The sequence below is a fragment of the Micromonospora sp. DT63 genome (assembly GCF_049841615.1).
Classification (GTDB): domain Bacteria; phylum Actinomycetota; class Actinomycetes; order Mycobacteriales; family Micromonosporaceae; genus Micromonospora.
In genome coordinates this window covers 219,570-246,055 of sequence record NZ_JBNCKQ010000003.1, presented here as the reverse complement: position 1 = coordinate 246,055, position 26,486 = coordinate 219,570, and the positions used below count along the sequence as shown (strand labels likewise).

20 protein-coding genes are annotated in these 26,486 nt (G+C 72.9%); 7 read left to right on the top strand and 13 right to left on the bottom strand.

The features are described from left to right. Positions 1 to 67: 67 nt before the first annotated feature. From ACLQ27_RS13435 to ACLQ27_RS13425, 3 genes are all read right to left on the bottom strand, one after another. Positions 68 to 2,758 carry an ATP-binding protein gene (locus tag ACLQ27_RS13435; protein ID WP_425866992.1) on the bottom strand — a complete coding sequence of 897 codons (2,691 nt, stop codon included), beginning with the start codon at positions 2,756 to 2,758 and terminating at the stop codon, positions 68 to 70. Positions 2,759 to 2,904: 146 nt separating this feature from the next. Beyond that, a complete protein-coding gene (locus ACLQ27_RS13430; protein WP_357491640.1) occupies positions 2,905 to 4,053 on the bottom strand; it encodes an acyl-CoA dehydrogenase family protein in 1,149 nt (382 codons plus the stop codon). A 76-nt stretch (positions 4,054 to 4,129) separates the two neighbouring features. After that, on the bottom strand, positions 4,130 to 5,662 hold the full coding sequence (locus ACLQ27_RS13425) for an acyl-CoA carboxylase subunit beta (protein WP_425866990.1): 1,533 nt from the start codon (positions 5,660 to 5,662) through the stop codon (positions 4,130 to 4,132). A 162-nt stretch (positions 5,663 to 5,824) separates the two neighbouring features. On the opposite strand from ACLQ27_RS13425, the gene ACLQ27_RS13420 reads away from it, so the two are divergent. After that, on the top strand, positions 5,825 to 6,397 hold the full coding sequence (locus ACLQ27_RS13420; protein WP_357491644.1) for a snapalysin family zinc-dependent metalloprotease: 573 nt from the start codon (positions 5,825 to 5,827) through the stop codon (positions 6,395 to 6,397). A gap of 54 nt (positions 6,398 to 6,451) precedes the next feature. On the opposite strand, the gene ACLQ27_RS13415 is transcribed toward ACLQ27_RS13420, so the two are convergent. The 5 genes from ACLQ27_RS13415 to ACLQ27_RS13395 form a co-directional block, all read right to left on the bottom strand. Next, positions 6,452 to 7,372, bottom strand: coding sequence for a hydroxymethylglutaryl-CoA lyase (locus ACLQ27_RS13415; protein ID WP_234584484.1), 921 nt, complete (start codon positions 7,370 to 7,372; stop codon positions 6,452 to 6,454). 205 nt (positions 7,373 to 7,577) lie between these two features. Further along, on the bottom strand, positions 7,578 to 8,915 hold the full coding sequence (locus ACLQ27_RS13410) for an acetyl-CoA carboxylase biotin carboxylase subunit (protein WP_357573690.1): 1,338 nt from the start codon (positions 8,913 to 8,915) through the stop codon (positions 7,578 to 7,580). A gap of 142 nt (positions 8,916 to 9,057) precedes the next feature. Further along, entirely contained in the window at positions 9,058 to 9,657 is a 600-nt protein-coding gene (locus ACLQ27_RS13405; protein ID WP_357491650.1) for a TetR/AcrR family transcriptional regulator, read from the bottom strand. 116 nt (positions 9,658 to 9,773) lie between these two features. Further along, on the bottom strand, positions 9,774 to 12,659 hold the full coding sequence (locus ACLQ27_RS13400; RefSeq protein WP_425866987.1) for a hypothetical protein: 2,886 nt from the start codon (positions 12,657 to 12,659) through the stop codon (positions 9,774 to 9,776). A gap of 2 nt (positions 12,660 to 12,661) precedes the next feature. After that, positions 12,662 to 14,449: an HSP90 family protein gene (locus tag ACLQ27_RS13395; RefSeq protein WP_357573692.1), complete on the bottom strand. Its 1,788-nt coding sequence runs from the start codon at positions 14,447 to 14,449 to the stop codon at positions 12,662 to 12,664. 121 nt (positions 14,450 to 14,570) lie between these two features. On the opposite strand from ACLQ27_RS13395, the gene ACLQ27_RS13390 reads away from it, so the two are divergent. After that, a complete protein-coding gene (locus tag ACLQ27_RS13390) occupies positions 14,571 to 15,827 on the top strand; it encodes an MFS transporter (RefSeq protein ID WP_425866985.1) in 1,257 nt (418 codons plus the stop codon). 17 nt (positions 15,828 to 15,844) lie between these two features. On the opposite strand, the gene ACLQ27_RS13385 is transcribed toward ACLQ27_RS13390, so the two are convergent. Then, a complete protein-coding gene (locus ACLQ27_RS13385) occupies positions 15,845 to 17,002 on the bottom strand; it encodes an FAD-dependent oxidoreductase (RefSeq protein WP_425866983.1) in 1,158 nt (385 codons plus the stop codon). Between the two features lie 107 nt (positions 17,003 to 17,109). Between ACLQ27_RS13385 and ACLQ27_RS13380 the strand changes: the two genes are divergently transcribed. The 3 genes from ACLQ27_RS13380 to ACLQ27_RS13370 all read left to right on the top strand — a co-directional run bounded on the left by ACLQ27_RS13380 (position 17,110) and on the right by ACLQ27_RS13370 (position 19,495). Then, positions 17,110 to 17,691, top strand: coding sequence for a TetR family transcriptional regulator (locus ACLQ27_RS13380; protein ID WP_234584478.1), 582 nt, complete (start codon positions 17,110 to 17,112; stop codon positions 17,689 to 17,691). A gap of 68 nt (positions 17,692 to 17,759) precedes the next feature. After that, positions 17,760 to 18,317 carry a SigE family RNA polymerase sigma factor gene (locus ACLQ27_RS13375; RefSeq protein ID WP_234584477.1) on the top strand — a complete coding sequence of 186 codons (558 nt, stop codon included), beginning with the start codon at positions 17,760 to 17,762 and terminating at the stop codon, positions 18,315 to 18,317. Beyond that, positions 18,314 to 19,495 carry a hypothetical protein gene (locus tag ACLQ27_RS13370; protein ID WP_357491661.1) on the top strand — a complete coding sequence of 394 codons (1,182 nt, stop codon included), beginning with the start codon at positions 18,314 to 18,316 and terminating at the stop codon, positions 19,493 to 19,495. The genes ACLQ27_RS13375 and ACLQ27_RS13370 overlap by 4 nt, the downstream gene beginning before the upstream one ends. Before the next feature lie 49 nt (positions 19,496 to 19,544). Here the strand turns inward: ACLQ27_RS13370 and ACLQ27_RS13365 are convergent, their stop codons facing one another. The 4 genes from ACLQ27_RS13365 to ACLQ27_RS13350 form a co-directional block, all read right to left on the bottom strand. Then, entirely contained in the window at positions 19,545 to 20,447 is a 903-nt protein-coding gene (locus ACLQ27_RS13365; RefSeq protein WP_234584475.1) for a sulfurtransferase, read from the bottom strand. Positions 20,448 to 20,562: 115 nt separating this feature from the next. Beyond that, positions 20,563 to 22,689, bottom strand: a complete 2,127-nt coding sequence (locus ACLQ27_RS13360) for a hypothetical protein (RefSeq protein WP_425866980.1) — start codon at positions 22,687 to 22,689, stop codon at positions 20,563 to 20,565. A gap of 129 nt (positions 22,690 to 22,818) precedes the next feature. Beyond that, positions 22,819 to 23,265, bottom strand: a complete 447-nt coding sequence (locus ACLQ27_RS13355; RefSeq protein ID WP_425866978.1) for a hypothetical protein — start codon at positions 23,263 to 23,265, stop codon at positions 22,819 to 22,821. 2 nt (positions 23,266 to 23,267) lie between these two features. Beyond that, complete coding sequence (locus ACLQ27_RS13350) at positions 23,268 to 24,035, bottom strand: SGNH/GDSL hydrolase family protein (RefSeq protein ID WP_234584472.1); 768 nt, start codon at positions 24,033 to 24,035, stop codon at positions 23,268 to 23,270. 238 nt (positions 24,036 to 24,273) lie between these two features. Here ACLQ27_RS13350 and ACLQ27_RS13345 point away from each other — a divergent pair, with 238 nt between their 5' ends. Then, complete coding sequence (locus ACLQ27_RS13345; protein WP_357491668.1) at positions 24,274 to 25,413, top strand: transporter substrate-binding domain-containing protein; 1,140 nt, start codon at positions 24,274 to 24,276, stop codon at positions 25,411 to 25,413. Next, entirely contained in the window at positions 25,299 to 26,477 is a 1,179-nt protein-coding gene (locus tag ACLQ27_RS13340) for a hypothetical protein (protein ID WP_357573790.1), read from the top strand. The genes ACLQ27_RS13345 and ACLQ27_RS13340 overlap by 115 nt, the downstream gene beginning before the upstream one ends. The last annotated feature ends 9 nt before the right edge of the window (positions 26,478 to 26,486 follow it).

Here is a 26,486-nt window from a genome sequence, read left to right as displayed (position 1 = left end):
GGGTAGCACCAAGGGGGCTCTTCGCTCGCGCCACTCTCCGTCGGGCCGGCCGCCGACGGGTGCCGCACTAGCGCTCGGCGGACCCGCCCCGCGCGGCCATCAGCGCATAGAGCAGCCCGGACTCCTGCGGCAGCAGTCGGATGCCGCTCTCCTCGCAGACCCGGTCGAGACGATCGAGGACAGCCGGGTCCGCGGTGCTCGCGGCAAGGCCCACCAGCGCCTCCACCACGTCCCGCCGGTCGTGACCGGCCTCGACAGCTGCGGTGAACCACTCCGCCGCCAGTTCCCGGTCGCCCCGGTGCAGTGCCAGGTTGCCCTCGATCAACGCACAGATTCCCGCCTCCGGGCCGCCCCAGGACAACACGGTGTCGTCCGAGCGCGGTCGCGGGAGTCCGATCCGCTCCACCCACTGCTGACCCGGCACGACAACCGTCGCCTCGGCGGCCCCTGCGCGCAGCTCCGTGAGCACCTCGGTCGCCTCCACGGCACGCCCGTCCTGCGCGAGCGCCAGGCCGACAGTCCCGAGCACCCGCCGTCGATGCCCCGGGTCACCCAACTCGAACAGGGCCGCCGCCGCGCGCCGGCCCTGGTCGACGGCGTCGGCGTACCGGCCCTCCAGGCGGGACACCTCGGCCCGGTTGGCCCAGGCCAGCACCCGGAACCGCTGCTCACCACCCTCGGCGGCGAGCCGGTCCACGGCAGCCAGCCGACGACGTGCCGCGCCCAGGTCACCGATCCGGATCTCGTGCCAGGCGAGGCTGTTCTGCGCCACCGCCAGGTCCCGGGTCCGCCCGTTGCGGGCGGCGAGCCGGAGCACCGCCTCGGCCTGCTCCCGGGCCTCGGCGTGCTCCCCGACGGTGGTCAGCAGTGCGCCGAGAACGCTGCGCGCCTCCAGCTCGCCGGTCACGTCGCCGGCCTGTCGGAACGTCTCCAACGCGGCCCGCGCCGTCGGCAACTCGTCGGCCTCGGCACCGTGCTCGGCAGCGAGCCGGGCCACCCCGAGGCTGGCCCAGCCGCGCAGGATCGGGTCCGCGTCAGCGGTTCGCGGGTCGGCCAGCAACCGCCGCAGCCACTGCCGCCCGGCGACATCGCGCCCACGGAAGCGCCACCAGCGGGGCAGGCAGGCCGCCAGGCGGAGCGCGGTCAGCGGGTCGTCGCTGGCGGCGTGGGCCAGCGCCGTACTGATGTCGCTGCTCACCTCGTCGAGCCGGTGCACCGCGTCGAGCATCCGGGGGCCGGCCAGCTCGGAGGCCGTCCGCGCCACGAGGCGGGCGACCACCTCCGCATGCCGACGTCGTACGCAGGCCAGCTCACCACCACCCACGGCCTGCTCGATGGCGAAGTCGCGGACCGCGTCGAGCAGGCGGAACCGGAACGGGCCGGTGCCGCGAACGCTGAGCAGACCGAGCTCGACGAGGCGGTCCAGCAGTGGGACCGGATCGATGGCGACAGTGCCGTCCCGGTCGGCCTCGTCGACGAGCATCTCCTCGGCCAGCTCCACCGACCAGCGGTTGCCGAACATGGCGAGCCGCCGCAGCGCGTCGCGCTCATCCGACGCGAGCAGCCGGTAGCTGGTCGCCACCGCGTCCCGCAGGGTCACCGCCACCGCCGCCCGGGTCGCATCGGTGGCATACGGACGGCGGGTGGCCGCCTCCGGCCCGTCCCAGCTGGTACGGGCCGCCGGGTCGGCCGAGGTGGTCAGATCGAGCACGCGATCGCCGTACCGGTCGAGCAGTTCGGTGAGGTCGAGCAGCCGGCCCCGGGCGGCCATCAGCTCGATGGCCAGCGGGAGGCCGCCCAGCCGACGGACCAGTGCGGCCAACGCCGGCAGCTCGTCCGGAGTCGGCGGCTCCCGACGGACCTGGGCGAGCCGCGCGGTGAACAGGGCGACCGCCGGCCACGAGCCGAGCGTGGCCGGTCCGGAGTGCTCGGCGTCCGGCGGCGGCACCTCGAGCGGCGCGACAGGCCACACCCGTTCGCCGGGCAGCCCGACCGGGTGCCGTCCGGTGACCAGCACCCGCAACGACGGCAGCACGACGCCCAGCCGGTGCAGCGTCTCGGCCACCGGGCCGGGAGCGCGCTCGACCGCGTCCATGACCAGCAGCGCCGGCCGGCCGGCGAGCCGGGCGACGAGTTCCGGCAGCCGGGCCGCGCCGAGGACGGTCATCGTGGCGGCGAGCACGTCCGGTCCGTCCGAGCCCTCGCCGACCAGCACGCCGGCCACACCGCCCGGATGGGCGCGGGCCGCTGCGTGGGCAACGGCGAGCGCGAGCGCGGTCTTGCCGACACCGGCCAGCCCGACCAGGCTCACCAGTCGGGGGCCGCGTTCCGCGGTCAGCATTCCGGCCAGCTCGGTGACGTCGCGGTCGCGGCCGATCAGGGCGACAGGTGGTGGGAGGGCCACCGGAGCGCCGGCCCGGGCGGCTCCGGCTGTCGACGTGCCACCGGCGCCAGCCCCGGGCGTGCCCGAGATGACGTCCGGCCGGGGTTCACCGCCGGCAGCGCCACGGGCCGTGGCCAGGAACGCCGCGCGGGTCCCGCCGGCCAGCTCCAACGCCGTGGCCAGCAACTCGACGGTGGTGCGCTGCGGCCGGACCGATCGGCCGCGCTCCAGGTCCCGCACCGTCCGCACGCCGACCCCGGCGCGGGACGCCAGCTCCGCCTGCGTCAGGCCGGCCGCGCGCCGGTGCGCACGGAGCAGCTCCGGCAGCCTGGTACGACCGGCCGGGCTCCGCGACCGATCATGCTCCGGAGTCATGGCCACGAAGAGTACGGATCGACTCCGACCATCGGCAGTCGAACGTCGGTCTGCCGACGTCCGCTCGCCGAAATCCGACAGCCGAACAGCTGGCCGGCCCACGACGGCAGGCCGACGTCAGCCAGCGAGCCGGTGCCGGGCCGGGCTCAGAGGCCCAGGTCGCGCGCGATGATCATGCGCTGAACCTCGCTCGTGCCCTCACCGATCTCCAGGATCTTGGAGTCCCGCCAGAACCGGGCGACCGGGTACTCGTTCATGAAGCCGTAGCCGCCGTGGATCTGGGTGGCCTCGCGGGCGTTGTCCACAGCGATGGTGCTGGCGTGCAGCTTCGCGATGGCGGCCTGCCGCTTGAACGGCTCGCCGGCCAGCATCCGGGCGGCGGCGTCGTAGTAGGCCAGCCGGGCGGTGTGCGCCTTCAGCTCCATGTCGGCGATCTTGAACTGGATGGCCTGGTTGGTGCCGATCGGGCGGCCGAACGCCTGCCGCTCCTGCGCGTACTTGATCGACTCGTCGACGCAGCCCTGGGCGAGGCCGACGGCCAGCGCGGCGATCGCGATCCGGCCCTCGTCGAGGATCCGCAGGAACTGGGCGAACCCTCGGCCGCGCGCGCCGAGGAGGTTGGCCGCGGGCACCCGACAGTCGTCGAAGGTCAACTCGTGGGTGTCGGAGGCGGTCCACCCGACCTTGGAGTAACCCGGGGCCACAGTGAATCCGGGCGTGCCGGTGGGCACGATGATCGTCGACAGCTCCTTGGAGCCGTCCGCGTTCGTGCCGGTCACGGCGGTGACGGTGACCAGGGCCGTGATGTCGGTCCCCGAGTTGGTGATGAACGCCTTCGACCCGTTGATCACCCACTCGTCGCCGTCCAGCACGGCGCGCGTCTGGGTGCCTGCGGCGTCGGAGCCGGTGCCCGGCTCGGTGAGCCCGAAGCCCGCCAGCGCCTCGCCGCTGAGCAGCTTCGGCAGCCAGGTGGCCTTCTGCTCGTCGGTGCCGAAGCGGTAGATCGGCATCGCGCCGAGCGAGACCGCCGCCTCCAGCGTGATGGCGACGCTGGAGTCGACCCGGGCCAGCTCCTCCAGGACCAGACAGAGCGCGAAGTAGTCGCCGCCCATCCCGCCGTGCTCCTCGCCGAAGGGCAGGCCGAACAGGCCCATCTTGCCCATCTGCCGGATCACCTCGTACGGGAAGGTGTGCTGCTCGTAGTGCTCGGCGATGACCGGGGCGACCACCTCGCGGGCGAAGTCCCGCACGCTCTCCCGCAGCGCCGTTTGCTCGTCGGTGAGCCGGAAGTCCATCTCATCCTCCTGTGGGGACGGCCGCCCCGGCGCTCGTGACGCCGCAGGGCGGATCGCTGTGGGGGTGGGGCTGGGGTCAGACCGGGGTGACGCCGTGCCGACGCCGGGAGAAGTGCCGGTCCTTCGTACGTGCGGCGGCGAAGCGACGGACCAGCTCGCCACGCAGGTCGTGCGGCTCGACGATGGCGTCGACCACCAGCTCGCTGGCGAGCCGGACGACGTCGATGTCCTGCTCGTACTCGGCCCGCTTGGCGGCCACGAAGGCGGCCCGCTCGTCCGGGTCCCCGATCGCCGCGATCTTGTTGGCGTAGACGGCGTTCACGGCGGCCTCGGCGCCCATCACCGCGATCTTCGCGGTGGGCAGCGCGATCGTCGCGTCCGGCTCGAAGCCGGGGCCGGCCATCGCGTAGAGCCCAGCGCCGTACGCCTTGCGGACCACCACGCAAATCTTCGGGACCGTCGCCTCGGAGATCGCGGTGATCATCTTGGCGCCGTGCCGGATGATGCCCTGCTTCTCCACGGCGCTGCCGACCATGAAACCGGGTACGTCGCTGAGGAAGAGCAGCGGCACGTTGAACGCGTCGCAGAGCTGCACGAACCGGGTCGCCTTGTCGGCCGAGTCGACGAAGAGCACGCCGCCCTTGAACATCGAGTTGTTGCCGAGCACGCCGACGACCTGGCCGTCGAGGCGGCCGAACCCGATGGTCAGCTCCTTGGCCCACAGCGCCTGGATCTCGAAGAAGGAACCCTCGTCGAGCAGGCCCTTGACGTACCGCCGCATGTCGAACGCCTGCCGCTCGCTGCCCGGCACGAGCGCGGACAGGTCGGCCTTCGCGGGCGCGGCGACGGCCGGCGCGGCCGGCGGCGCCTGGGTCCAGTTCGCCGGCAGGTACGACAGGTAGGTCCTGACCACGTCGAGCGCGTCGGCCTCGGTCTTGCAGAGGAAGTGCCCGACGCCGGACTCGGCGGTGTGCACCTTGGCCCCGCCCATCGCCTCCAGGGTGGTCTTCTCCCCGGTGACCATCTCGACCATGCGGTCGGAGCCGAGGTACATGCTGGCGTTGCCGTCGACCATGGCCACCACGTCGCAGAACGCCGGAATGTACGCCCCACCGGCGGCGCTCGGCCCGAACAGCGCGCAGACCTGCGGGATCGAGCCGGAGGCGCGGACCTGGTTCCAGAAGATCTTGCCGGCGCCGCGTCGGCCGGGGAAGAGGTCGACCTGGTCGGTGATCCGGGCGCCGGCGGAGTCGACCAGGTAGACCATCGGCACGCCGGCGCCGTACGCCCGCTCGATGATCCGGATGATCTTCTCGACGGTCCGGGCGCCCCAGCTGCCGGCCTTGACTGTGGAGTCGTTGGCCATCAGGCAGACCTGCCGACCGTCGATCGTCGCGGTGCCGGTGACCACGCCGTCGGCGGGGAGCCCGTCGGCGAGCGCGTTCGCGTAGAGGCCGTCCTCGACGAACGAACCCTCGTCGACCAGCAGCGCGACGCGTTCGCGGGCGAAGAGCTTGCCCTTGGCCTCGTTGGCCGCGTGGTACTTGTCCGCGCCGCCGGACCGGGCCCGCTTGCGCAGTTGCTCCAGCGCCTCACCGTCGAGCGTCACGCCGACTCCCTCGCCCGTGTTGACCTGAACGATCGTTAGGCTATCGCATTCGCGCACCTCCCGGCGACCCGCTGACCGAGCGACGCTTCTTCGAACGAAACATTGAAATCTATTAATCTCTGTGGATAGGCTCCTGGCACCCCTCTCGGATAGGAGTCAGCGATGACCTCACGACTCGGTCGGCTCGCTGTCGCGTTTGTCGCGACGGCAGTTGCCACCCTCGGCATCACGGTCGCCAACCCCGCGCCCGCGTCCGCCGCGATGACCATCTGCTACAACACCAGCCAGGCGGGCGCCTACGCCGGCACTGCCAGCCAGGCCGCCTCGATCTGGAACAACGCCACCACGAACCTGACGCTCTCCGCGAACTGCGGCTCCAACCTGCGGATCTACCAGATCACCGGCGGCGGCTCCTACGCCCAGCGGACCAGCCTCGGCAACGGCCGGGTCTACATCGACACCCAGCAGGCGGCGCAGTACAGCCCGCTGCGGATCATGACCCACGAGATCGGGCACATCCTCGGCCTGCCGGACAACTACAACGGCAACTGCTCGATCCTGATGTCCGGCGGCAGCGCCGGCACCAGCTGCACCAACCCGTACCCGAGCAGCGCCGAGGCGAACCGGGTGAGCAACCTCTTCGCCGGCACCCTCAGCGCCACCGAGCGCAGCACCGGCCGCAGCGCGGACATCTTCCGCGACAGCTGGCCGAGCGTGCTCACCCCGGTGAGCTGACCGACCTGACACGGTGAAGGGGCCGGCGTGTTCGCCGGCCCCTTCGTCGCGTCCTCAGCCCGGCATCGGCGTCAGCCGGGTACGCGGCCCGGCCCGCAGCACACCGGACGGGAGCTTCTTGCCGAGCAGCTCCTCGGCCAGCTCGGCCACCTCGATCAGGGCAGCCAGGTCGATGCCGGTGTCGATGCCCATGTCGTGCAGCATGTGCACGGCCTCCTCGGTGGCGAGGTTGCCGCTGGCCCCCGGGGCGTACGGGCAGCCGCCCAGGCCGCCGACGCTGGCGTCGAACTCGGTCACCCCCAGCTCCAGCGCGGTCAGCAGGTTGGCCAGCGCCGTACCCCGGGTGTTGTGGAAGTGCAGCAGCACCGGCACGTGCGCGTTGCGGTCGCGTACCGCGGTCAGCAGCTCACGGACCCGACGCGGAGTGGCCATGCCGGTCGTGTCGCCGAACGCCACCCGGTCCGCGCCGTCGCGGACCACGCGGTCGACGATGCCGGCGACGCGCCGCGGGTCGATGTCCCCCTCGTACGGGCACCCGAAGCTGGTCGCCACGATCACCTCGACCCGTGCGGACGCCCCGTGCAGGAGGTCGATCAGCTCGGCGATGTCGTCCAACGACTCGTCGGTCGAGCGGTTGACGTTGCGCCGGTTGTGCGTGTCGCTGGCCGACACCACCACCTCGATCTCGGTGAACCCGGCGGCCAGGGCCCGCTGCGCGCCCCGGGTGTTCGGCACCAGCGCCGAGTAGCGCACCCCGTCGGCCTTCGTGGCCCGCCGCCACACCTCGTCGGCGTCGGCCATCTGCGGGATCGCCTTCGGGTGCACGAACGACACCGCCTCGATCCGACGTACGCCGGTGCCGGAGAGCGCGTCGAGCAGCCGCACCTTGGCGTCGGCGGGGATCGGCTCCTCGTTCTGCAGCCCGTCCCGCGGCCCGACCTCACGAATCGAGACGGAATCTGGCAACTGGCTCATTCGGTCACCTCGCTGTGACGTCGGATCGGTACGGAGGGTCGGGGTGCCATGCGCGCCCTTTGCACTGCTTCAACTGACGCAACACCGATCGTCCGGTATCCGGACATCCTCTGTTGCCTCCAGGTAAGCAGAGCAAAGGACGCGGATGCCAGTGCCGCCGCGCCGCCGGAGGACGACAGCGCGACGGCCGGCGACCGGCGAGGGCTCAGCGCATCCGGGAGACGATCGCCGTGTCGTAGGCGCCGGAGAGGAACTCGTCGTTCTCCAGCAACTCGGCGAAGAAGGGCAGGTTGTTCTTCGGGCCGACGATCTGGAACCCGGCGACAGCGTCCCGCGCGCGGGCGATCGCCTCGTCACGACTGGCACCACTGATGATCAGCTTGGCCAGCAGGCTGTCGTAGAACGGGGTGACGGTGTTGCCCTCGGTGTAGCCGGAGTCCACCCGGATGCCCTCGCCGGTGGGCTCCACCCAGGTCGTGACCTTGCCGGGGCCGGGCAGGAAGCGCTTCGGGTCCTCGGCGTTGATCCGCAGCTCGATGGCGTGCCCACTCGGCGCGAGCGCGTCCGGGTCGAACGTCGGCGCCAGGCCGGCAGCCACCCGCAACTGCTCCTCCACCAGGTCGACGCCGTAGACGTACTCGGTCACCGGGTGCTCCACCTGAAGCCGCGTGTTCATCTCCAGGAAGAAGAACTCACCGGTGCTCGGATCGAGCAGACACTCGACAGTGCCGGCGTTGCGGTAGTTCACCGCCTCACCGGCCCGCACGGCCGCCGCCAGCAGGCGTGCGCGCAGCTCCGGCGAGACCGCCGGGGACGGCGACTCCTCGACCAGCTTCTGGTTGCGCCGCTGCACCGAGCACTCCCGCTCGCCGAGCGCCACCACCCGACCGTCGGCCAGGCCGAGGATCTGCACCTCGACGTGGCGCACCCGGGGGAAATACCGCTCGATCAACACCGAACCGTCGCCGAACATCCGCTCGGCGAACGCGCGCACCTTGTCGTACTCGGTGCGCAGCGCGGCCTCGTCGACGGCCACGCCCATGCCCATGCCGCCACCGCCGGCTGCGGCCTTGACCATCACCGGGTAGCCGATCTCGGCGGCGGCCGTCACCGCCGCCTCCAGGTCGGCGGCCGGGTCGGTGGTGCCGGGCGCGACCGGGACGCCGGCAGCCGCCATCAGGTTCCGAGCGTTGATCTTGTCGCCCATCGCGGTGATCGCGTCCGCGCCGGGCCCGACCCAGATCAGGCCGCTCGCCTCGACGGTACGGGCGAAGTCGGCGTTCTCCGACAGGAACCCGTAGCCCGGGTGGATGGCCTGCGCGCCTGTCGACTTCGCGGCGGCGAGGATCGCCTCGACGTTGCGGTAGCTCTGGGCCGGGTTCGGCGGGCCGATGAGGACGGCCTCGTCCGCCTCGGCGACGAAGGGCAGGTCGGCGTCGGCCTCCGAGTACACCGCGATCGCGCGGATGCCGAGCCGCTTGGCGGTCCGGATGACCCGGCGGGCGATCTCGCCCCGATTGGCGACCAGCAGTGACTCGATCATGTTTCCTCCCGGCGTCCGGATGTTGGGACGATGCCAGGGAACCACGACCGGCCCACTCCTGACGAGCCGGGGCTCAGACGCGCAGCGCGACCGGGCTCAGAGCCGCAGCGCGGCCGGGATCAGAGCCGCAGCGCGGTCGGGCTCAGGCGAGCAGCGCGGCCAGGGTCGCACCGCGCAGCAGCTCGGCGCGACGCCGTCGGTCCACCTCGCCGCCCAGGAACGGGGTCGAGTTCATCAGGCCGAACGCGGCGTGGGCCAACACCCGTGCCTCACCGTCGGGCATGCCCGGGTGCAGCGCGGTAAGCACCGTCACCCACTCCTCGACGTACATCCGCTGCAGGCGGCGGATCCGTCGTCGCGGCTCCTCCGGCAGGCGGTCCAGCTCGTGCAGGTGCAGCGCGATCACCGCCGGGTTGGCCAGCGCGAACTCGACGTGGAAGTCGATCAGCGACTCCAGCACGCCGCGCGGGTCGTCCGGATGCCCGGCGGCGCGTTCCCGACCGCCGGCCAACAACCCGTCGCTCACCGGGATCAGCGCCGCGGCCAGCATCGCCTCCTTGCCGGCGAAGTGGTGGTAGAGCGCGGGGCCGGTCACCCCGGCTGCCGCACCGATGTCGTCCATCGACACGCCGTGATAGCCACGGGCGGCGAACAGACCGACCGCGATCTCCAGGATCTCGTCCTTGCGGGACCGGCGCCGGCCCGCACCCGCCGCACCCCGTGCCTGCTGCTCCACCGTCACCGGGCAAGCGTAGACCGCGAGCTGACCCCGGTGGGGCGGCGGTTACCGGTCGGTTGCGCGCGCCACGCCACCGGCCGGCACCCGATCGGGCGGGGCCGACCCGGTCGGCGCAGAGGTCACTCGTCCGGGTCGAGGTCGTGCTCCGCGCGCAGCGCGGCGGCGTCCGTGGGTCGGTCCAGCAGGTCCAGGGCGCGGGCCAGCAGCCAGGCCGTCTGGCGGACCGGTCGCGAGCCGGCCGGGAGCCCACCGAGTACGCGGCGCAGCAGCGGCTCCGCCTCGGCCGGCCGGTCCAGGCGCAGCAGCAGCTCACCGACGAGGACCTCGACCTGCGCCGCCTCGCCGAACGCCTCGATCGACCGCAGCCGGTCCGGCACACCCGCGAGCCGGTCCAACGCCTCGTCCGGCCGCCCCTCGCCGACCAGCACCCGCGCACCGGCCTCCGCCGCCATCGCCAGCTCGTAGATGACCGGTGGCTCCGGCTCCGGCTGCCCGGCCACCGCGGCCGCCAACCCGTCCATCACCTCGATGGCACGTACCGCCGCCGGTCGGTCGTCGGACCAGAACCAGGCGTACGCCTCCCGCCGACGGGCACGCAGCTCGTCCAACGGCAGGTCGGCCAGCCGGTACGCCGTGGCGGCGGCGGCGAACCGCTCGGCGGCAACCGCATCCCGGTCGGCGTCGTAGAGGATCCCGCCGGCCTCCTCCAGCACCTGTGCCCGGTGCGGGAGGTTGTCCGGGCCGTCCAGGTTGGTGGACAACTGCTCCAGCAGGGCCAGTGCCGGATCGATCTCGCCGAGCCCGGCGTACACGCCGGCCAGCAGGTGCCGGCAGCGGTCGGCCTCCGCCTGAGCGCCCAGCCGGTCCAGGCCGAGCACTGCCTCCTCGGCGACCTCGGCCGCCTCGGCGAGTCGGCCCACCACCCGGTACGCGTTCGCCAGCTCCCAGCGCAGGAACGCGTCCCCCTCGGCGCCGCGCTCCACGCAGAGCGTCACCGCCTCGACGAAATCGTCCACCGCGTCGGCGGCGCGACCGGCGGAGAGCAGCGCCCGCGCGCGGGCGACCCGGACGGGCAGCTCCGCGTCCGCCGGCGCCACCCGCAGCGCCTCGTCGCAGGCGGCCACCGCGTCGGCCGGGTCGTCGACAGTCCGCGCCCAGGCCAGGCAGGCCGCCGTGAGCAGTTCACCGATGACCAGCTCGCGACCGATGCCGCGGGCCTCCTCGGCGGCGGCGCGGGCCTCGTCGACGCGGTCGGACTGCTCCAGCAGGTGCGCCCGGTGCAGCGCCATCCGAGCCGCCAGGTGCCGGTCGCCACCCGCGTCGGCAGGTGCCCGGTCCAGCGCCGCCAGGGCGTCCGCCCACCGTTGCTGGTGCAGCAGCGCCAACGCCAGCCGGTCGTGCGCCGCGGCCCGCTGCCGGGAGTCACCGAGCCGGTCCAGCACCTCGGCGGCCTCCCGGACCAGCGCGAGCCCCTCCTCGGCGTGCTCGTCGGTGCTGGTCAGCAGCACGCCGAGCCGCCCGGCGACCACCTGGGCGGGCACCTCCTCACCCGCCGAGCGGTACAGGTCCAGCGCCTCGCGGTTCAGCTCGACCGCGCCCTCGATGTCGTCCTCGTCGCCGCGCTCGGCGGCCCGCAACGCCAGCCGGTGCGCGACCGTGCACGCCGGCAGGTCGGTGGTGCCGAACCGCTCGTCGCACGCGGCCAGCGCCGCCCGGAACGTGGCCCGGTCGTGTCGGCCCCAGCTCTCCTCGGCGAGGGTCAGCAACCCGTCGGCGTCGGCGTCGGCGGGCAGGGCGACGGTCGCCGCGCCGCCCCGCTCCCGGGCAGGTCGGTCGGCGGGCGCGGGCGCGGCCGCACCGGGAGCGACTGTCGGTTCGTCCCCGGTCGGGCGGGCCGGACGGCGGCGGACGCTCGCGGAGAGCGGCAGGTGCTCGCCGCTAGGCCGTACGGCGAGCCGGCGGGCGATCCACTCCGACTGGTGGGTGGTGCCGTTGCGGGTGTCGAAGCGGGCGGCCAGCCCGGTCGCGGTAGCGGCCAACTCGTCGGCAAGCGTGGGCGCGGGCACCTCGGCGGCCGGCCGGCCCTCGGCGGCCCGGCGGTACACCGTCGCCGCACCCGCCTGACGCAGCGCGGCGGCGGCGGTCGCCGCGAAGTGCATGGCGGCTGCCGGCGACGGTGGCCGGTCCAGCCAGTCCAGGTGCCGCTCGACCAGCTCGACCGCCCGCGCCTCGTTGCCGGTCAGCGTGCAGAACTCGATGTGGTCGCCGATGTCCCACAGGTCGGCGAGGTTGCCGCGCAGCTTGCGGTACGCCTCCCGGTGCGCGTCGCGGGCCGACTCACCGCGACCGGTACGCAGGTAGGGCAGAAGGAGCGCCGTGAGGATCGCCTGCGGCTGCTCGGTGCAGGTCAATCTGCCGGCGAGCACCGGCTCGGCAAGTGCCACGGCCTCGGCGTCCCGCCCGGTGTCGGCGAGGTAGCCCACCTGGCTCGTCGGGTCACAGCCGGCGCAGTCGGACAGCTCGTCGCGGGGCGTGGTCTGCCAGAGCCGGTACCAGTGCGCGGCGGCCTCGGCGTCGCCCACGTGGTCGGCGACCCGGAACCGGTGCTTGTGGACGGTCTGGAGACTGTGCCCGCCGGCGCGATAACGGCGCTCCATGTCGTCGAGCACCGCGTACGTGCGGTCCAGCGGCACCTCGGGGAACTTCAGCAGGCCGGACACCATGTACTTGAAGTGCCACAGCAACTGGTGCAGGTGGCGCTGGTGGTAGGGCTGCGGGTCGCGGTCGAACTCGGACAGGCACCAGGAGAAGGTCACGAACGACTTCGCCGGCTCACCGCCGTAGACGTACCCGGTGGTGGCCTGCATGCGCGTGACGAAGGCGAGGTGCCGGTCGTCGGCGGCGTCGACCCGGCGCAGCAGTTGCTCCAGCGCGGCGATCTGCCCCGCCCCGTACGGCATGTCGGCGATGCCACGCAGCACCCGCCACAGGTCCTCGTCGCTCATTGTCACTCCCGTCCCGGCACGGCCCGGCCGAGCAGGCCGAGGAAGGAATCGTTCAGCAGCGCGGCGTCGGCCGCGCGGATCGGATGGTGGCCGAGCAGCAGCGCCTGCCCGTACAGCGCCTCGATGGCGAGGCCGACCAGCTCCGGGTCGCCGAGCATCGTGACCCGCCGGACCAGCGGGTTGCGGTGGTTGAGCACCAGTTGCGGGCGGTCCGGTGGGGCGGTGGCGGCGAGCGCGTCAAGCACTCCGCCCCACAGCTCGTCGGCGCGGTCGCGGCTGGCGGCGAGCTGGTCGTTGAACGCCGCCGACCGGCTGACCAGGTACAGCGCGGGCAGCGAAACCGGGTCGTACGCCCGAATGACCACCTCGCAGCCGGACCGCTCGACGGCCCGCTGCGCGGCGGTGAGAAACGGCCGCAGCGCCAGTTCGACAGGCGGGTCGAGGGCCTCGAACCGGGTGGTGAGGTCACTCGGCTCCAGCCGTTCGATCAGCACCGACCGGTCCACCGCCGGCAGCCGCTCGATCAGCTCGGTGTCGTACGTGTAGCCGGCGTTCACCACCGCCAGGTCCTGTGCGGCGGCCACCGCGGCGAGTTGGCGGAACTCGTCGAGGCTGGCCGCGTAGCGGACCACCCCGTGGCGTTCCCGGAACTCGGCGAGCGTGAGCGTGCCGACGTTGGTGTCCATCGGCCACCACCTGTCGACGAGCCGCAGCATCTCGTCGTCGTGCAGCGCCAGCGCCTTCACGCCGAGGTGGTGCACCTGGAGGAACTCGGCCAGCCGGTGCGGGTCGTGCCGCGCCAGCCGGACCAGCCAGCCGCGTACCTGGTCGCCGAGCGCTTCCCGGGTCGCGGTCAGGAGGGTGTCCTCGTAGAGAGCTTCGCGGCTGGCCGTCGGGCGCAGCTCGGTCGCGTCGACCACACAGTGCGCGAAGAACGCCCAGTCCGGCAGCAGGCTGTCGGCGTTCTCGGTGAGCAGCATCCGCTTGAGGTAGACGCGGTGCCCGGCCCGGGCCGCCGGGTTCACCGGGGTGGGCAGGATGACTGCGACACCGGTCAGCCCCGCCTCCGGCACGGCCAGCGGCAGCACGTCGAACGGCTCCACGCCGAGCGTCTCCCGGGCGTACCTGATCAGCGCCGCGCGGTCGAGCGGTGCCCCCGGCGCGGTCGCCCACGGGGGTTCGCCGGTGGTCGTGACCGTGTCGCCGACCCGGACGGTGACCGGCAGCAGCGAGCCGAAGAGCCGCGCCAGGTCGGTGACGGTCGGGGTGGCGAACCACTGGTCGGCGTCGCGGCGGGGCACCAGCGTGACAGTGGTGCCCGGCTCGACGCGGGCGGCCTCCGGCGGGGCCACGGTCACGGCGTAGCGGCCGTCGGCGTACCCGGTCCACCGGACCGTGGGGTTGTCGCCGTGCCGGGTGAGCACCTGGATCTCGTCGGCGACGAGGAAGCAGGAGAGCAGGCCGATGCCGAACTGGCCGAGGAACTCGTGCCGGGAGAAGCCCAGTTCGTCGCGCTTGGAGCTGCGACCGATGGTGGCCAGCAGCTCGTGCACCTGCGCCTCGGTCAGCCCGATGCCGGTGTCGTGCACCCGCAGGGTGCCGTCGCCGGTGATCTCCGGTGGTTCGATGCGGACCAGCGCCGGCGCGTCCGGATCGGTCGTACGCCGGGCGGTGATCGCGTCGACGGCGTTCTGGAGCAGCTCACGGACGTAGACCCGTGGGCTGCCGTAGAGGTGATGGCTGAGCAGGTCGACCACGCCACGCAGGTCGACCTGGAAAGTGTGGTCCACGCCTGAGTTCTCCCCGGTCCCGATGCCGGCGCCCACCGTACCGATGATCACCGACGGCTCGCGTCCCCCTTTCGCCCGGCGGCTTGACCCTCGACCCGGTCGAGAGGGCACGTTCGGCGGCATGACCTCCTCCGCTCTGGGCCGGGACTTCCGGCTGCTCTGGTCCGCCGCGGTCTCGTCCCGGTTCGGGGACGCGCTGCGTACGCCGGCTCTGGCCCTGCTGGCCGCCACCCTGACCCGGGACCCTCGGATCATCGCGGCGGTCACCGTGGCCGGGCAGCTGCCCCCGCTGCTCTTCGGTCTGCTCGGCGGCGTGTACGCGGACCGCTGGGACCGCCGGCGGACGATGGCCTGCATCGACGGCGTACGCGCGGCGGTGGTGGCGGCGCTGGCCGTGGCGGTCGTCCTGGACCGGGCGACCGTCGTGACGCTGCTGGCGGCCGCGTTCCTCCTCGCCGCGTTGGGCTCCCTCTTCGACTCGGCCTCGTTCGCGCTGCTGCCCACCGTCGTGTCGCCGGCCGCGCTGCCCCGGGCGAACGGACGGCTCCAGGCGGGGAGCGCGGTGGCCGGCGGTTTCCTCGGTGCGCCGGCCGCCGGCGTCCTCTTCGCCGCAGCCCCCGCCCTGCCGTTCGCTCTGGACGCGGTCACCTTCGCGGTGGCAGCCCTGCTCGTGCTGGCCCTCACTCCGACGTCCGCCGTGAGCACGGGGTCGGCTGTCCGACGCCTGTCGGTGTGGAGCGAGATCGCCGAGGGTGTGCGGTGGCTGCGCGGCGACCGGACACTGTGGCGGGTCACCCTGCTGGCCGCCGCGAGCAACCTGGCGATCAGCGGTCTCATGGCGGTGATGGTGCTCTACGCGTTGGACGTGCTGCGCGTGCCGCCGGCCGGATACGGACTGTTCGCGGCGGGTGCCGTTCTCGGCGGCGTGGGCGGGGCGCTCGCCGCGGGACGGCTCGCCGCCCGGCTCGGCACGGTGCCCGCGCTGCGGGTGGTGCTCGCCGTGCAGACCGTCGCGCTTGTCGTGTTCGCGCTGGCCCGGCAACCGGTGTCGGGCGGGATCGCGCTTGCCGTCTTCGCCGCCGGCACTGTCGTGTGGAACAGCCTGTCGGCGTCGTACGGGCAGCGGCACGTGCCGGGCGGGCTGCTCGGTCGGGTCAGTGCCGCGCAGCGGATGGTCGGGTTGCTCACCGCACCCGTCGGCGCGGCGCTCGCCGGCCTGGCCGCCGCCGCGTACGGGACGGTGCCGGTGGCGGGCGCCGCGGCCGGCACGTTCGCGCTTGTCACGCTGGTGGCGTGGCGGACGCTCCGGCCGGTCGCGTCGGTGCCGCCGGTCGTCGCCCCCACCGACGACAGCACAGCACCCCAGCCGTCGCGCTGAGCAGCACGTCGTGCACCTCAGCCCGCGCGGCGTTCGGCGTGGGACAGCCCGGACAGGCGCAGCGCGATCCGCTGCCGGACCGGGGGTACGGCCCCGAGCAGCCGGAGCAGCGCGTCGCGGGCCGGTCGGCGGGCCGGGGAGGTGGTGGCCAGCCGGGTCAGCCCGGCGGCGAAACTCACCACGTCCTCGGCCATCGGGCGCTGCCGCGCGGTGTAGTCGTCGAGCAGCGTCTCCGGGCCACCGGCGAGCACCTCGGCAAGGGCCGTGCCGAGGGCCACCGCGTCGCAGATGCCGAGGTTCATGCCCTGCCCGCCGGCGGGGCTGTGCACGTGGCCGGCGTCCCCGGCCAGCAGCACCGGCCCGGCCCGGAAGGTGTCGGCGATCCGGTGGTGCACCCGGAACCGGGAACCCCACAGCACCTCGGTCACCCGGTCGGGCCGGCGGGTCGGACCGCGCTCGTCGAGCAGCGCCTGGAGGTACGCCGCGTCCGGCTCGGGCGGTGCCGTCGGCACGGCGGCGACCAGCCGGACCACGCCGCCGGGCAGTGGCGCCCAGACCAGCGGCCCGGGGCGGGCGAGGAACAGCGCGGCCTCGTCGCGGGGCAGCGCGCTGTCGACCCGTACGTCGGCGAGCACGAAGGACTCCTCGTCGCTGGGGCCGGCGAAGCCGATGCCGGCCGCCTGCCGGACGGTGCTGTGCAGGCCGTCCGCGCCGACCACGTACCGGGCGCGCAGGTCCACTCCGTCGACCCGCGCGAGCACCCCGGTGGCGGTCACGCTCAGGTCGGTCAGCCGGCACGGCCGTCGTACCCGGACGCCGAGGTCGGCCAACTGCCCGACGAGCACGGCCTCGGTGACCGCCTGGGAGATCAGCAGCGCGTAGGGGAACCGGGACGGCAACCGGTGGAACGGCACCGACAGCAGCGTCCGGTCCCGGTCGCGGACCGTGAAACGCGGCGCACGCACCCCCTGGGCCACCAGTGGCGCCGCGACGCCGATCCGGTCCAGCACCTCCAGGGTGTACGCGTGCACGACTGCCGCGCGAGACGTCTGTGGCGGTTCGGCCTGCTGGTCCAGCACTGTCACGTCGACCCCGCGCCGGGCCAGCGTCAGTGCGGTGGCGAGGCCGGTGGGGCCGGCACCCACCACCAGGACGTCGGTGCTCGTGGGGAGCATGGCCACCTCCGCGACGACTGTTGCCAACGGGTGTTGGCAAACGGTTGTTGGCAACGCTAGGACCACTGTCGTTGTGTGTCAACAGCCGTTGGCATACGGTCGTTGGCATGACCGCGCCCGCCCACCCGACCCAGCCGCGCCGCTCGGACGCCACCCGCGCGGCGATCCTGCGCGCCGCCCGCGAGCGGTTCGCCGCCGACGGATACGAGCGCGCCACGATCCGGGCCATCGCCGCCGACGCCCGGATCGACCCGTCGATGGTCATGCGGTACTACGGCAGCAAGGAGGGCCTGTTCGCGGCGGCGGCCGAGTTCGACCTCCGTCTGCCCGACCTGACCGCCGTGTCGCCCGAGCAGCTCGGCGAGGTGCTGGTGCGGCACTTCCTCGTCCGGTGGGAGGGCGACGAGACGCTTGTGGCGCTGCTGCGGGCCGCCAGCACCAACCCGGGCGCTGCCGAACGGATGCGCGGCATCTTCGCCGACCAGCTCACCGCGGCAGTGGCCGCCTTCGGCACCGACCCGGCGCTGACCGCCCGACGTGCCGGCCTGGTGGCGAGCCAGATCCTGGGCCTCGCCTTCACCCGCTACGTCGTCCGGCTCCCACCGATGGTGGACGCCGAGCCCGAGGAGCTGGTCTCCTGGATCGCGCCGACCCTCCAGCGCTACCTGACCGGGCTGCCGCAGACCTGACCCAACCTTTTCCCCCTCCCCATGCGTCTGTCGGGTGACGCGCACCATGGCGGCCGGAAGGGGTGCGGATGGGATCGACGGCGAACGACGGCCGCGACGGCTACCTCGCCTTCGTGGAGAGCAACCAGCACCGTCTGCTGCGTGCGGCCTTCCTGATCTGTGGCAACCGGCACCAGGCCGAGGACCTTCTCCAGGACGCCCTGCTGAAGCTGGCGCTGCGCTGGCCCTCGGTCCGCGACGGTGATCCCGCCGCGTACGTGCGGGCCATCCTCTACCGCGACGCGGTGTCGTGGTGGCGGCGTCGACGCCGGGAATGGCTCAGCGCCGCACCGCCGGAGCAGGTGGCCCCCGACCGGGACGGCGCGCTGCGGCTCACCCTGCACGACGCGCTGGGGCTGCTGCCGCCCCGGCAGCGGGCCGTGCTGGTGCTGCGCTACTACGAGGACCTGACCGAGGTCGCCACCGCGGAGGCGCTCGGGGTGACCGTCGGCACCGTGAAGAGCCAGTGCCACATGGCGCTGCGCCGGCTCCGCGAGGTCGCCCCCGATCTCACCGGAGATGGCCGACCGAGCCGGGGCGCGACCCGCTCCGACGACCCGACCGCCGGCCTGGAGGTGAACCAGTGAACGAGCAGGATCTGCGTCGACTGTTCGCCGTCAGCGTGGAGGACGTGCTGCCCAGCAGACCCGCGACGGCCGGCTGGGACCGGGCGCGGCGCACGCGTCGTACCCGACGGGTGCTCGGCGCGGCCGTCCTGGCCGTGGCGCTGCTCGGCGGTGGCACGATGGCCGTCCGCCAGCCGTCCCCCGATCCGCCCCTGAACCACACGGTGGCGCCGAGTGTCGAGCCCACCCACGCCGATCCCGTGCAGCGTCCGCCGGCCGAGCTGACGTTCCCACCCGATCCGCTGAACCGGCTGAGCGGCCCGGCGACGGTGCCGCTGTCCGAGCGACCGGTCCAGCGGGCGCTGGCGCTGTTTCAGCCCGTGGACGAGGAGAACCGCGCGGACGGACCGGTCCGGATCCTCGGCGACGACGGTGTCGTGCGCGGTCTCGACGTGGTGACGCTGGCCCCCACCCGGGACGCCGGCGGCAACGAGGCGACCGCCGTGAAGCCGGGAGTCCTGTCGCCGGACGGCCGGTGGGCGGCCTTCGCGCAGACCAATGAGCTGATCATGGTGGATCTCACCACTGCGGGCGTACGCCGGATCCCGCTCGACGGCTACCTGGAGCTGGTGGTCTGGGCGCACGACCGGGTGCTGGTCGGCGGCGACAACCGGACGTACGCGGTGGAGCGCGACACCGAGGCGGCGGGCACCATCGACGTGTCGGCCTGGGACGTGGTGGCACCCGACCCGGAGGCCGGCCGCGAGGCGGCGCTGATCGAGCTGACCGGCGAACGGGGTGGCCTGACGCTGCGGAGTCGGAGCGCCCGCGAGGCCACGATCCGCTCCGAACAACGGATCACCCATGACGCGCTGCCCCCGCCGTACCAGGTCAACGAGTTCTACGGCCGGGGTTGGCTGCACGGCGGCCGGTTGGCGAGCGCCGCGTGGATCACCAGCAACGAGATCGACGGCGCCGAGGGGGTGGCCGTGCTGGACTCCCGTACCGGCGAGGTGACCCATCTGCTCGACCTCGGTCGGGAGCGTGGCAAGGGCTGCTGCCCGGTGCTGGGCTGGGACAACAAGGGCGCGGTGCTGCTCCGCCTGGAACCGGCCGCCCTCGCGCGGTGGGACCCGGAGACCGGCGAGATCACCGGGGTCATCCGGGACCTGCGCGGCGTGTTGGCGCTGGCCGGCTGAGGGCCGTCGAACGGGTCGAACGCTCAGCCGGCCAGCTCCCGCGCGACGCTCAGGCGGCGATGCCGCCGGGCTGGTCGCCCTTCACGACAGGTGCCCGGACCAGGTTGCCCCACTCCGTCCACGAGCCGTCGTAGTTACGCACCTGCGGGTAGCCCAGCAGGTGTCGCAGCACGAACCAGGTGTGGCTGGAGCGCTCGCCGATGCGGCAGTACGCGATCACGTCGTCGTCCGGGCTCAGCCCGAGCTGGTCGGCGTAGATGGCCTTCAGCTCGTCGGCGGACTTGAACGTGCCGTCCTCATTCGCGGCGGACTTCCACGGCTTGCTGACCGCGCCCGGGATGTGCCCGCCGCGCAGTGCGCCCTCCTGCGGGTAGTCGGGCATGTGCAGCATCTCGCCCGTGTACTCGCCCGGGGAGCGGACGTCGACAAGCGGCCGCCCCACGGCGATGTGCGCCATGACCTGCTCGCGGAACGCCCGCAGCGGCGCGTCGTCCCGCAGCGGCACGGGGTAGTCGGCGCGGGGCCGGGCCGGCTTGTCGCGGGTCACCTCGCGCCCTTCGGCGATCCACTTCTGCCGGCCGCCGTCGAGCAGGCGCACGTCCGCGTGGCCGAAGAGCGAGAACACCCAGAGGGCGTACGCGGCCCACCAGTTGAAGTTGTCGCCGTAGAAGACCACCGTGTCGCCCCGGCCGATGCCCTTCGCGGCACACATCTCGGCGAAGCTCGTGGCGTCGAGGTAGTCCCGGGTGACCTGGTCGTTCAGGTCGAGGTGCCAGTCGACCTTGACGGCACCGGGAATGTGACCGGATTCGTAGAGCAGGACGTCCTCGTCGGACTCGACCACGACGAGGCCCTCGTCGCCCAGGTGCTCGGCCAACCAGTCGGTGGTGACCAACCGCTGCGGGTCGGCGTACGACTGGAGGCGGGGATCAGGATCGTTCGGCACAGACATGATCCCCAAGGTACGCCGGATCGCCGCCCGCGACCGCTGTAACGGGCCCGGCCCACCACCGGGCACGGGATGGTGGGCCGGGCCACTGGGACGTACGTCTCCCAGCGCGTCTCGGTCAGTGCCCCGACGTGGCCTCCGGGGCGTCGGCGACCAGGAAGGTGTACGTCCGTTCCGGGGACGCCGTCCCGTCGGCGAAGAGGCTGCGAACGGTCAGGGTGTGCGTGCCGGCCTGCTCGGGGGTCCAGGTGACGATGGCGCTGCCATTGACGTCGGTGGCGATCCCCTGGTCGGGGCCGTCGTCGAAGCGGTACCGGAACTCGGTCGTGCCGGGCACCTCCGAGCTGATCCAGAAGTCACCCGGCTGACCCGGGCCACCGGCGGGGTAGCCGGGGTCGTAGAGGAAACCCTGGATCACCGGCAGCAGGTCACGCACGAAGAAGACGAAGCTGGTCGAGTCCGACTGGACTCCGTCCCGATTGACGCTCCACACCGTGAGGGAGGTGAAGCCCGGCTTGGTCGGCGTCCAGGTCACCGACGCGGTCCCGTCGGCTGCGGCGGCCACGGTGCTGGTCACGGTGCCGAAGCGGTAGCGGTAGCTGACCACTTCGGGCTGACGCGGGGTGAAGGTGAAGATCCCGGGAACACCCTGACCTCCGCTGGTGCCGCCCTGCTCGTAGACCGTCGCGGAGATCGTCGGAGCGGTGCTCAGCCGGAAGGTGCGCGTCGCCGTCGCGGTTACGCCGTCGGCGGTGACGCTGGTCACCGAGAGGGTGCGGTTGCCGGCCCGGGTCGCGGTGACGGTAAGCGTGGCGGTGCCGTCGGCCTCGGCCTGCACCGTCTGCTCCGGGTCGCCGTCCAGGTTGAAGCGGTAGCTGACCACCCCGGGCATCTGCGGCGCGACGGTGAACGTGGTCGGCACGCCGATCGCGGTCAGGTTGCCGGTGACGGTCGGCGCGACGTCGCTGGCCCGGAACTCGTAGCGGGACTCGGGCGAACGGTTTCCGGCCGCGTCCACGCTCACCACCGTGAGGCTGCTGGGCCCCGCGTCCGGGGTGATGGTGACCGTGGCCGTGCCGCCGGGGCGATCCGCCGACACCGTCCCCTCGACGCCTCCGTCGAGCCGGTACCGGAAGCCGACCGCGTCCGCCGCCGCACCGGCGTCGAAGGTGAACTGGCCGGGCAGCGCCGGATGCCAGCTCCCGTCGGCGGGGAAGTCGGTGGAGGAGACGATCGGCGCGGTCGCCGGGCCCTGGAAGTCGGTACGGAAGTAGCAGAGGCCGCTCCACCCACCGGTTGCCCGGCTGTCCGCCGCCCGCACCTGCCAGGCGTACACACGGTCGTGCGTCAGGGTGTCGCGGTCGAAGATGACGTTGGCCCGCTCGCCGTCCCGACCGTTTCCAATCCGCTCGACCCGGGCCGACGGCTCGTCGACCGGCCAGAGCGCGAAGGTGGTCGTCAGCATGTCGGTGCCACCGGAGGCGTTCTTGTCCTGGTCGTGCAGGATCGCCGAAAGCGCAAGATCACCGCTTCGCTGGAACTGGTAGGGCTCGGCAGTCGTGCACGGCGTGCCGGAGGTCTGCTGCTCGGTCGGCACGCCCGGCGGGTAGTTGAAGTCGATGGAGATGCCTGCCGCACTGGCGTAGCGGCGACCCAACGCGGGATTGGCCTCCGCCCCGGCCGGCAACCGGAGCGCCAGGGTGAGCGTCGAAGCGCCCTCGGCCACCGCCTGCCGCAACCCTTCGACCGCGTTCCACTCCACGTACGGCGCCGGGCAGCCGGCCTCGGCCGGCAGCGTGGTCGTGTGCAGCTTCGCCACCTCGACCGGCGGCTTCGCCCAACTCGACGTGGCGGTGTACGCCGCGGTGCGCCACAGCTCCACCGCCGGCCGCTTGGTGCAATCGACGACCGAGGTCTCCTTGACGGAGAACACGGCCGACTCGATCTCCGCCCCCCGGTAGCGGGAGATGTCGAACGTGAAGTAGGCGCGGGCCGTGTGCTTGCGCCCCTGGGCGTCCTTCCAGGACCCGACCGGCACGTCGCCGGCCTGGTCGATGGTGATCTTCGTGGGCCGGTGCGCGTCCGTGTAGGCCCACGAGGCGTTCTTCTCGTACCGCATGTCGTAGGCCGCGGCCGGCGTGGCCGTGAGCGTGAGCATCCCGCCGGCGACCGTCATGGACAGCGCTGTGGCCAGCAGGGCTCGGACCGGTCTTCCGGATGTCGTCGTGCTGCGCATGAGGGCCATCCCCCATCCACCTTTCCCCGATGTCCCCGCCTTCCGATCAGCGGGGGCAGCGGATGCTATCGGGGACGGCGGACATCGGGCGAACCCGATTCGATGAACAACCTCCACAGAGGAGTTACAACGGTCCGTTCAGGCGCGACGGTGCGCGATCCGACCGGCGACCACGGTCACCAGGCAGGCGCCGTTGGCGTCGTGGACCGCCAGGTCGGCCCGCCCGCCCGGACGCAGCGTCGGTGCCACGGCGGCGGGCAGCACCAGCAGGTCGCTCCGGTCGACGGCGGCCCGCAGCACCGGGTCGGCCAGATGCTCGGCCAGCACCGCCGTCACCCCGGTACGCAGCAACGCGTACACCCGTTCGCGTGGGGTGGGCGCCGCCGGCAGCGGGCCGTCGTGGAGCAGGCCCGGACCCAGTACGCCGGGCCATCGGCGTACCCGCACGCCCGCGTACGTCTCGCTCAGCTCGGCCAGCGGACCGACGGCCTCGACGCGGTCGCCGCCGACCAGCACGGCCTGGCCCGGCACCGGTTCGCCGTCGGGGGTACGCCGCAGCAGCGGCGCGGTGTGCAGGGTGCGCACGTTCAGTCGACGAGCGGGCCGAGCAGCGGACGCTTCGCCGTCACCGTGTCGCCGGACGACCGGCCGGTGAGTCGCCGCCTGATCCACGGGGCCAGGTGCTGCCCGGCCCAGCGCAGGTCGGCCGCGCGGGCGGCCAGCCACGGCGACGGCGCCGGGTGCGGCGGGACCATCAGCCACTCCTCGTCGCAGCCCACCCCGAGCGCGTTCAGCACCTGCCCGGCGACCCGCCGGTGCCCCGCCGCGGAGAGGTGCAGCCGGTCGGTGCTCCAGAGCATCGGGTTGAGGAACGTGTTGTCGGCGTACAGGTCGACCAGGATCGCGCCGTGCCGCTCGGCGGTCTCACCGACCGCCTGGTTGAGCAGCTCCACCCGGGGGGCGACGAGACGCTGACCGGGCAGCCGCGCCATCACGTCCGCGAACCGGAAGAGCAGCACGTCCGCGCCACCCGAGCGCAGCTGCCGGACGACCTCGTCGAAGCGGGAGACCAACGTGTCCGGGTCGAAGGTGCGCCGCAGCACGTCGTTGCCACCGGCCGCGAAGCTGATGAGGTCGGGCTTCATCGCCACCGCCGAGGGCACCTGCTCGGCCACCACGCTGGGGAAGAGCCGGCCCCGGATGGCCAGGTTCGCGTACCGGAAGTCGGGGCCCGCCTCGGCGGCGAGACGGGTCGCCACCAGATCCGCCCAGCCCCGGTAGGTGCCGTCCGGGTACGCGTCGTCCATACCTTCGGTGAAGCTGTCCCCGACCGCGACAAAACTGCGCCAGCGCACCCGCGCCCCCCTCACGCCACCCGTTGCCTGCGGCGACCAGTCTGTCACCGGAGGCACGGCGGCCGGTGCCCCGACCGGCCGAGGTGGCGGACGTCATGCGTCAGCGGACCAGTTTCGACAATCACCCGCGACGCCGGGCGGCGTGTCGGCTATCCGGCTGGTGGTGGAGTGCCGTGGCTCGCATTGAGGCCTCACAATGAGGGGCCGGTCACCGGACCGCGCAGTGGGGAGGGCCCAGGTGAGTCAGGCAAGCGAGCCGAGCCCCGCCGGGCCAGCCCCGGCGGCACCCGTGTCGCCGCGCACTGTACGGACCCGTCAGATCCGACTCGTCGGGCTGATCGTCGCGTTGGCCGTCCTGGCCGCCGCCCTGGTCCCGATCGTCCTCGCGGCGGGCCCACCGACCCGGGACGAGCTGCTGGAGGACGCCCACCTCAAGGGCAAGCAGCAGCTCGTCATCGGCGTGAAGGACGACCAGCCGGGCATCTCGCAGCGCCTTACGAACAACGTCTGGAAGGGCTTCGACGTCGACATCGCGTACATGATCGCGAGCTACCTCGGGTTCGACCACTCCCAGGTGCGTTTCGTGCCGATCGAGAGCGAGGACCGGGCCCGTCGACAGGCCCAGGACGGCGAGGGGTTCGTCATCGTCGACCTGGTCATCGCCTCGTACAGCATCAACGACAAGCGCAGGGAGGAGGGCGCCGTCTTCTCGGCCCCCTACCTGAACACCGAGCAGTCGGTGGTGACGTTGAAGAGCTACCAGAAGCAGGTGAGCAGCCTGGAGGATCTGCGTGGGCTGACGGTCTGCTCGCTGACCACGTCGACGTCCATCCAGCGCCTCGCCGAGGCCGGCGCCTCCCCGGTGGGTCGAAACCGGATCAGCGAATGCATCCAGGAGCTGTACGACGGCAAGGTGCAGGCCGTCACCACCGACGCGGCGATCCTCGCCGGCTTCGTCACCGGCGATCAGCCGGACGATGACGGTCAACACTTCCCGGTGACCCTCAAGAACGTCAAACCGCTGCGGCACTGGGACATCGGCTCGTCGCCCCAGGAGCGGTGGGGCATCAACACCGGCCCCAACCAGGCGCTGCTCGACCTGGTCGACCTCGCGCTCTACAAGTCGGCCAACGACGAGAACGACTCGGCCTGGGAGAACGCGTACAACGCCAACCTCCGTTGGCAGCAGGGATACAACCTCCCGCAGCCGGTCGCGGAACAGCAGCAACCCGATCCGAGGAAGGTGGAGGTGCGACAGTGGCCGTGGGAGAGGATCGCGCTACCGCCCCCGGCGTACCCCGGCTCACCACCAGCTCCGCCAAGGCAGTCCGCCCGCGCCGGATGGCGGGGGCGCGGCAGGCGCAGCAGTGGCTGCTGACCCTCCTTCCCACCTTCCCCGTCCTGCTCCTGGTGCTGCGGCTGTGGCAGCTCAGCCAACAGGACATGTCCACGATGCTGCTGCTGGTCCAGTACGTCAGTCCGCTCGGCCTGCTCAGTGCCCTGCTGATCGCCCTGGTGTGGGCGTTCCCCGTGGTCGTGCTCACCTTCGGTGTCCTCGGTCGGCTGCTCCGGCTCAGCGCTCCGGACCGGTTCGACCCGGAACGGTCACTGCTGGCCTCCGGGACGGCACGTACCCCCGGTTGGGTGATCAGCGCGGCGGTCGCGCTGGGGGCGCTCACCTGGCAGCTCCGCTTCCTGCCGTCACTGCTGATGCTCGGCCTCTGGCTGCTCGCGCTGCGCACCCGCTACCTGCATCCTGACCAGCCGACCCGGGTCCTGCTGGTAAGCGTGGCCCTGCCGCTGGCCGCGGCGGTTCTGGCGTACACCGTGCTGGGCCCGGCCATCTGGACGGCGTACCAGGATGGCGAGATTGCCACGGCCGCGCTGCTGGCGGTGCCGCCCGCCGCCACCGTGCTGCTCACCGGCCCGATCCCCGGCTGGATCGCCCCGACGCTGACCCACGGTCTGGCGTTCACGGTCGCCGCCGTGCTCCCGGTGGTGATGGGCGCGGTCTTCCTCCGGGTGCCGCTGCTGCCCACCGCCGCGGTCGAGGTGGTCCCGAAGCAGTCGACCTCGACAGCCCCGGACGTCCCGGCCCCGGCGACCCCGGGCGCTGCCCCGACGGGCGGCGGTACGGCGAGCCTGGCCGGTGGGGACGGCCCGCCGAAGGCCGACGGCGGCCGGAAGGTGGTGCTCGGCGCGCTCATCACGGTGACCGACACGTCGACGATCGTGCTGGACCGGACGGCCACCGTGCGGTTCCTGCCGAATGGGTGGGTCGAGTCGCAGGTCCTCTGCCCCCAGCCCGCGGCCGTTCCGTACAGCCTGGTGTCGGTGCGGGGCTGGCCGGTGGAGGAGACCGCGCTGAACTGGATGATGCCCCGGCGTCCGGTGGCCGACCCGGACGTCCGCTGCGAGGGCCGCCTTCCCGGCGACACGTGACCCACCACC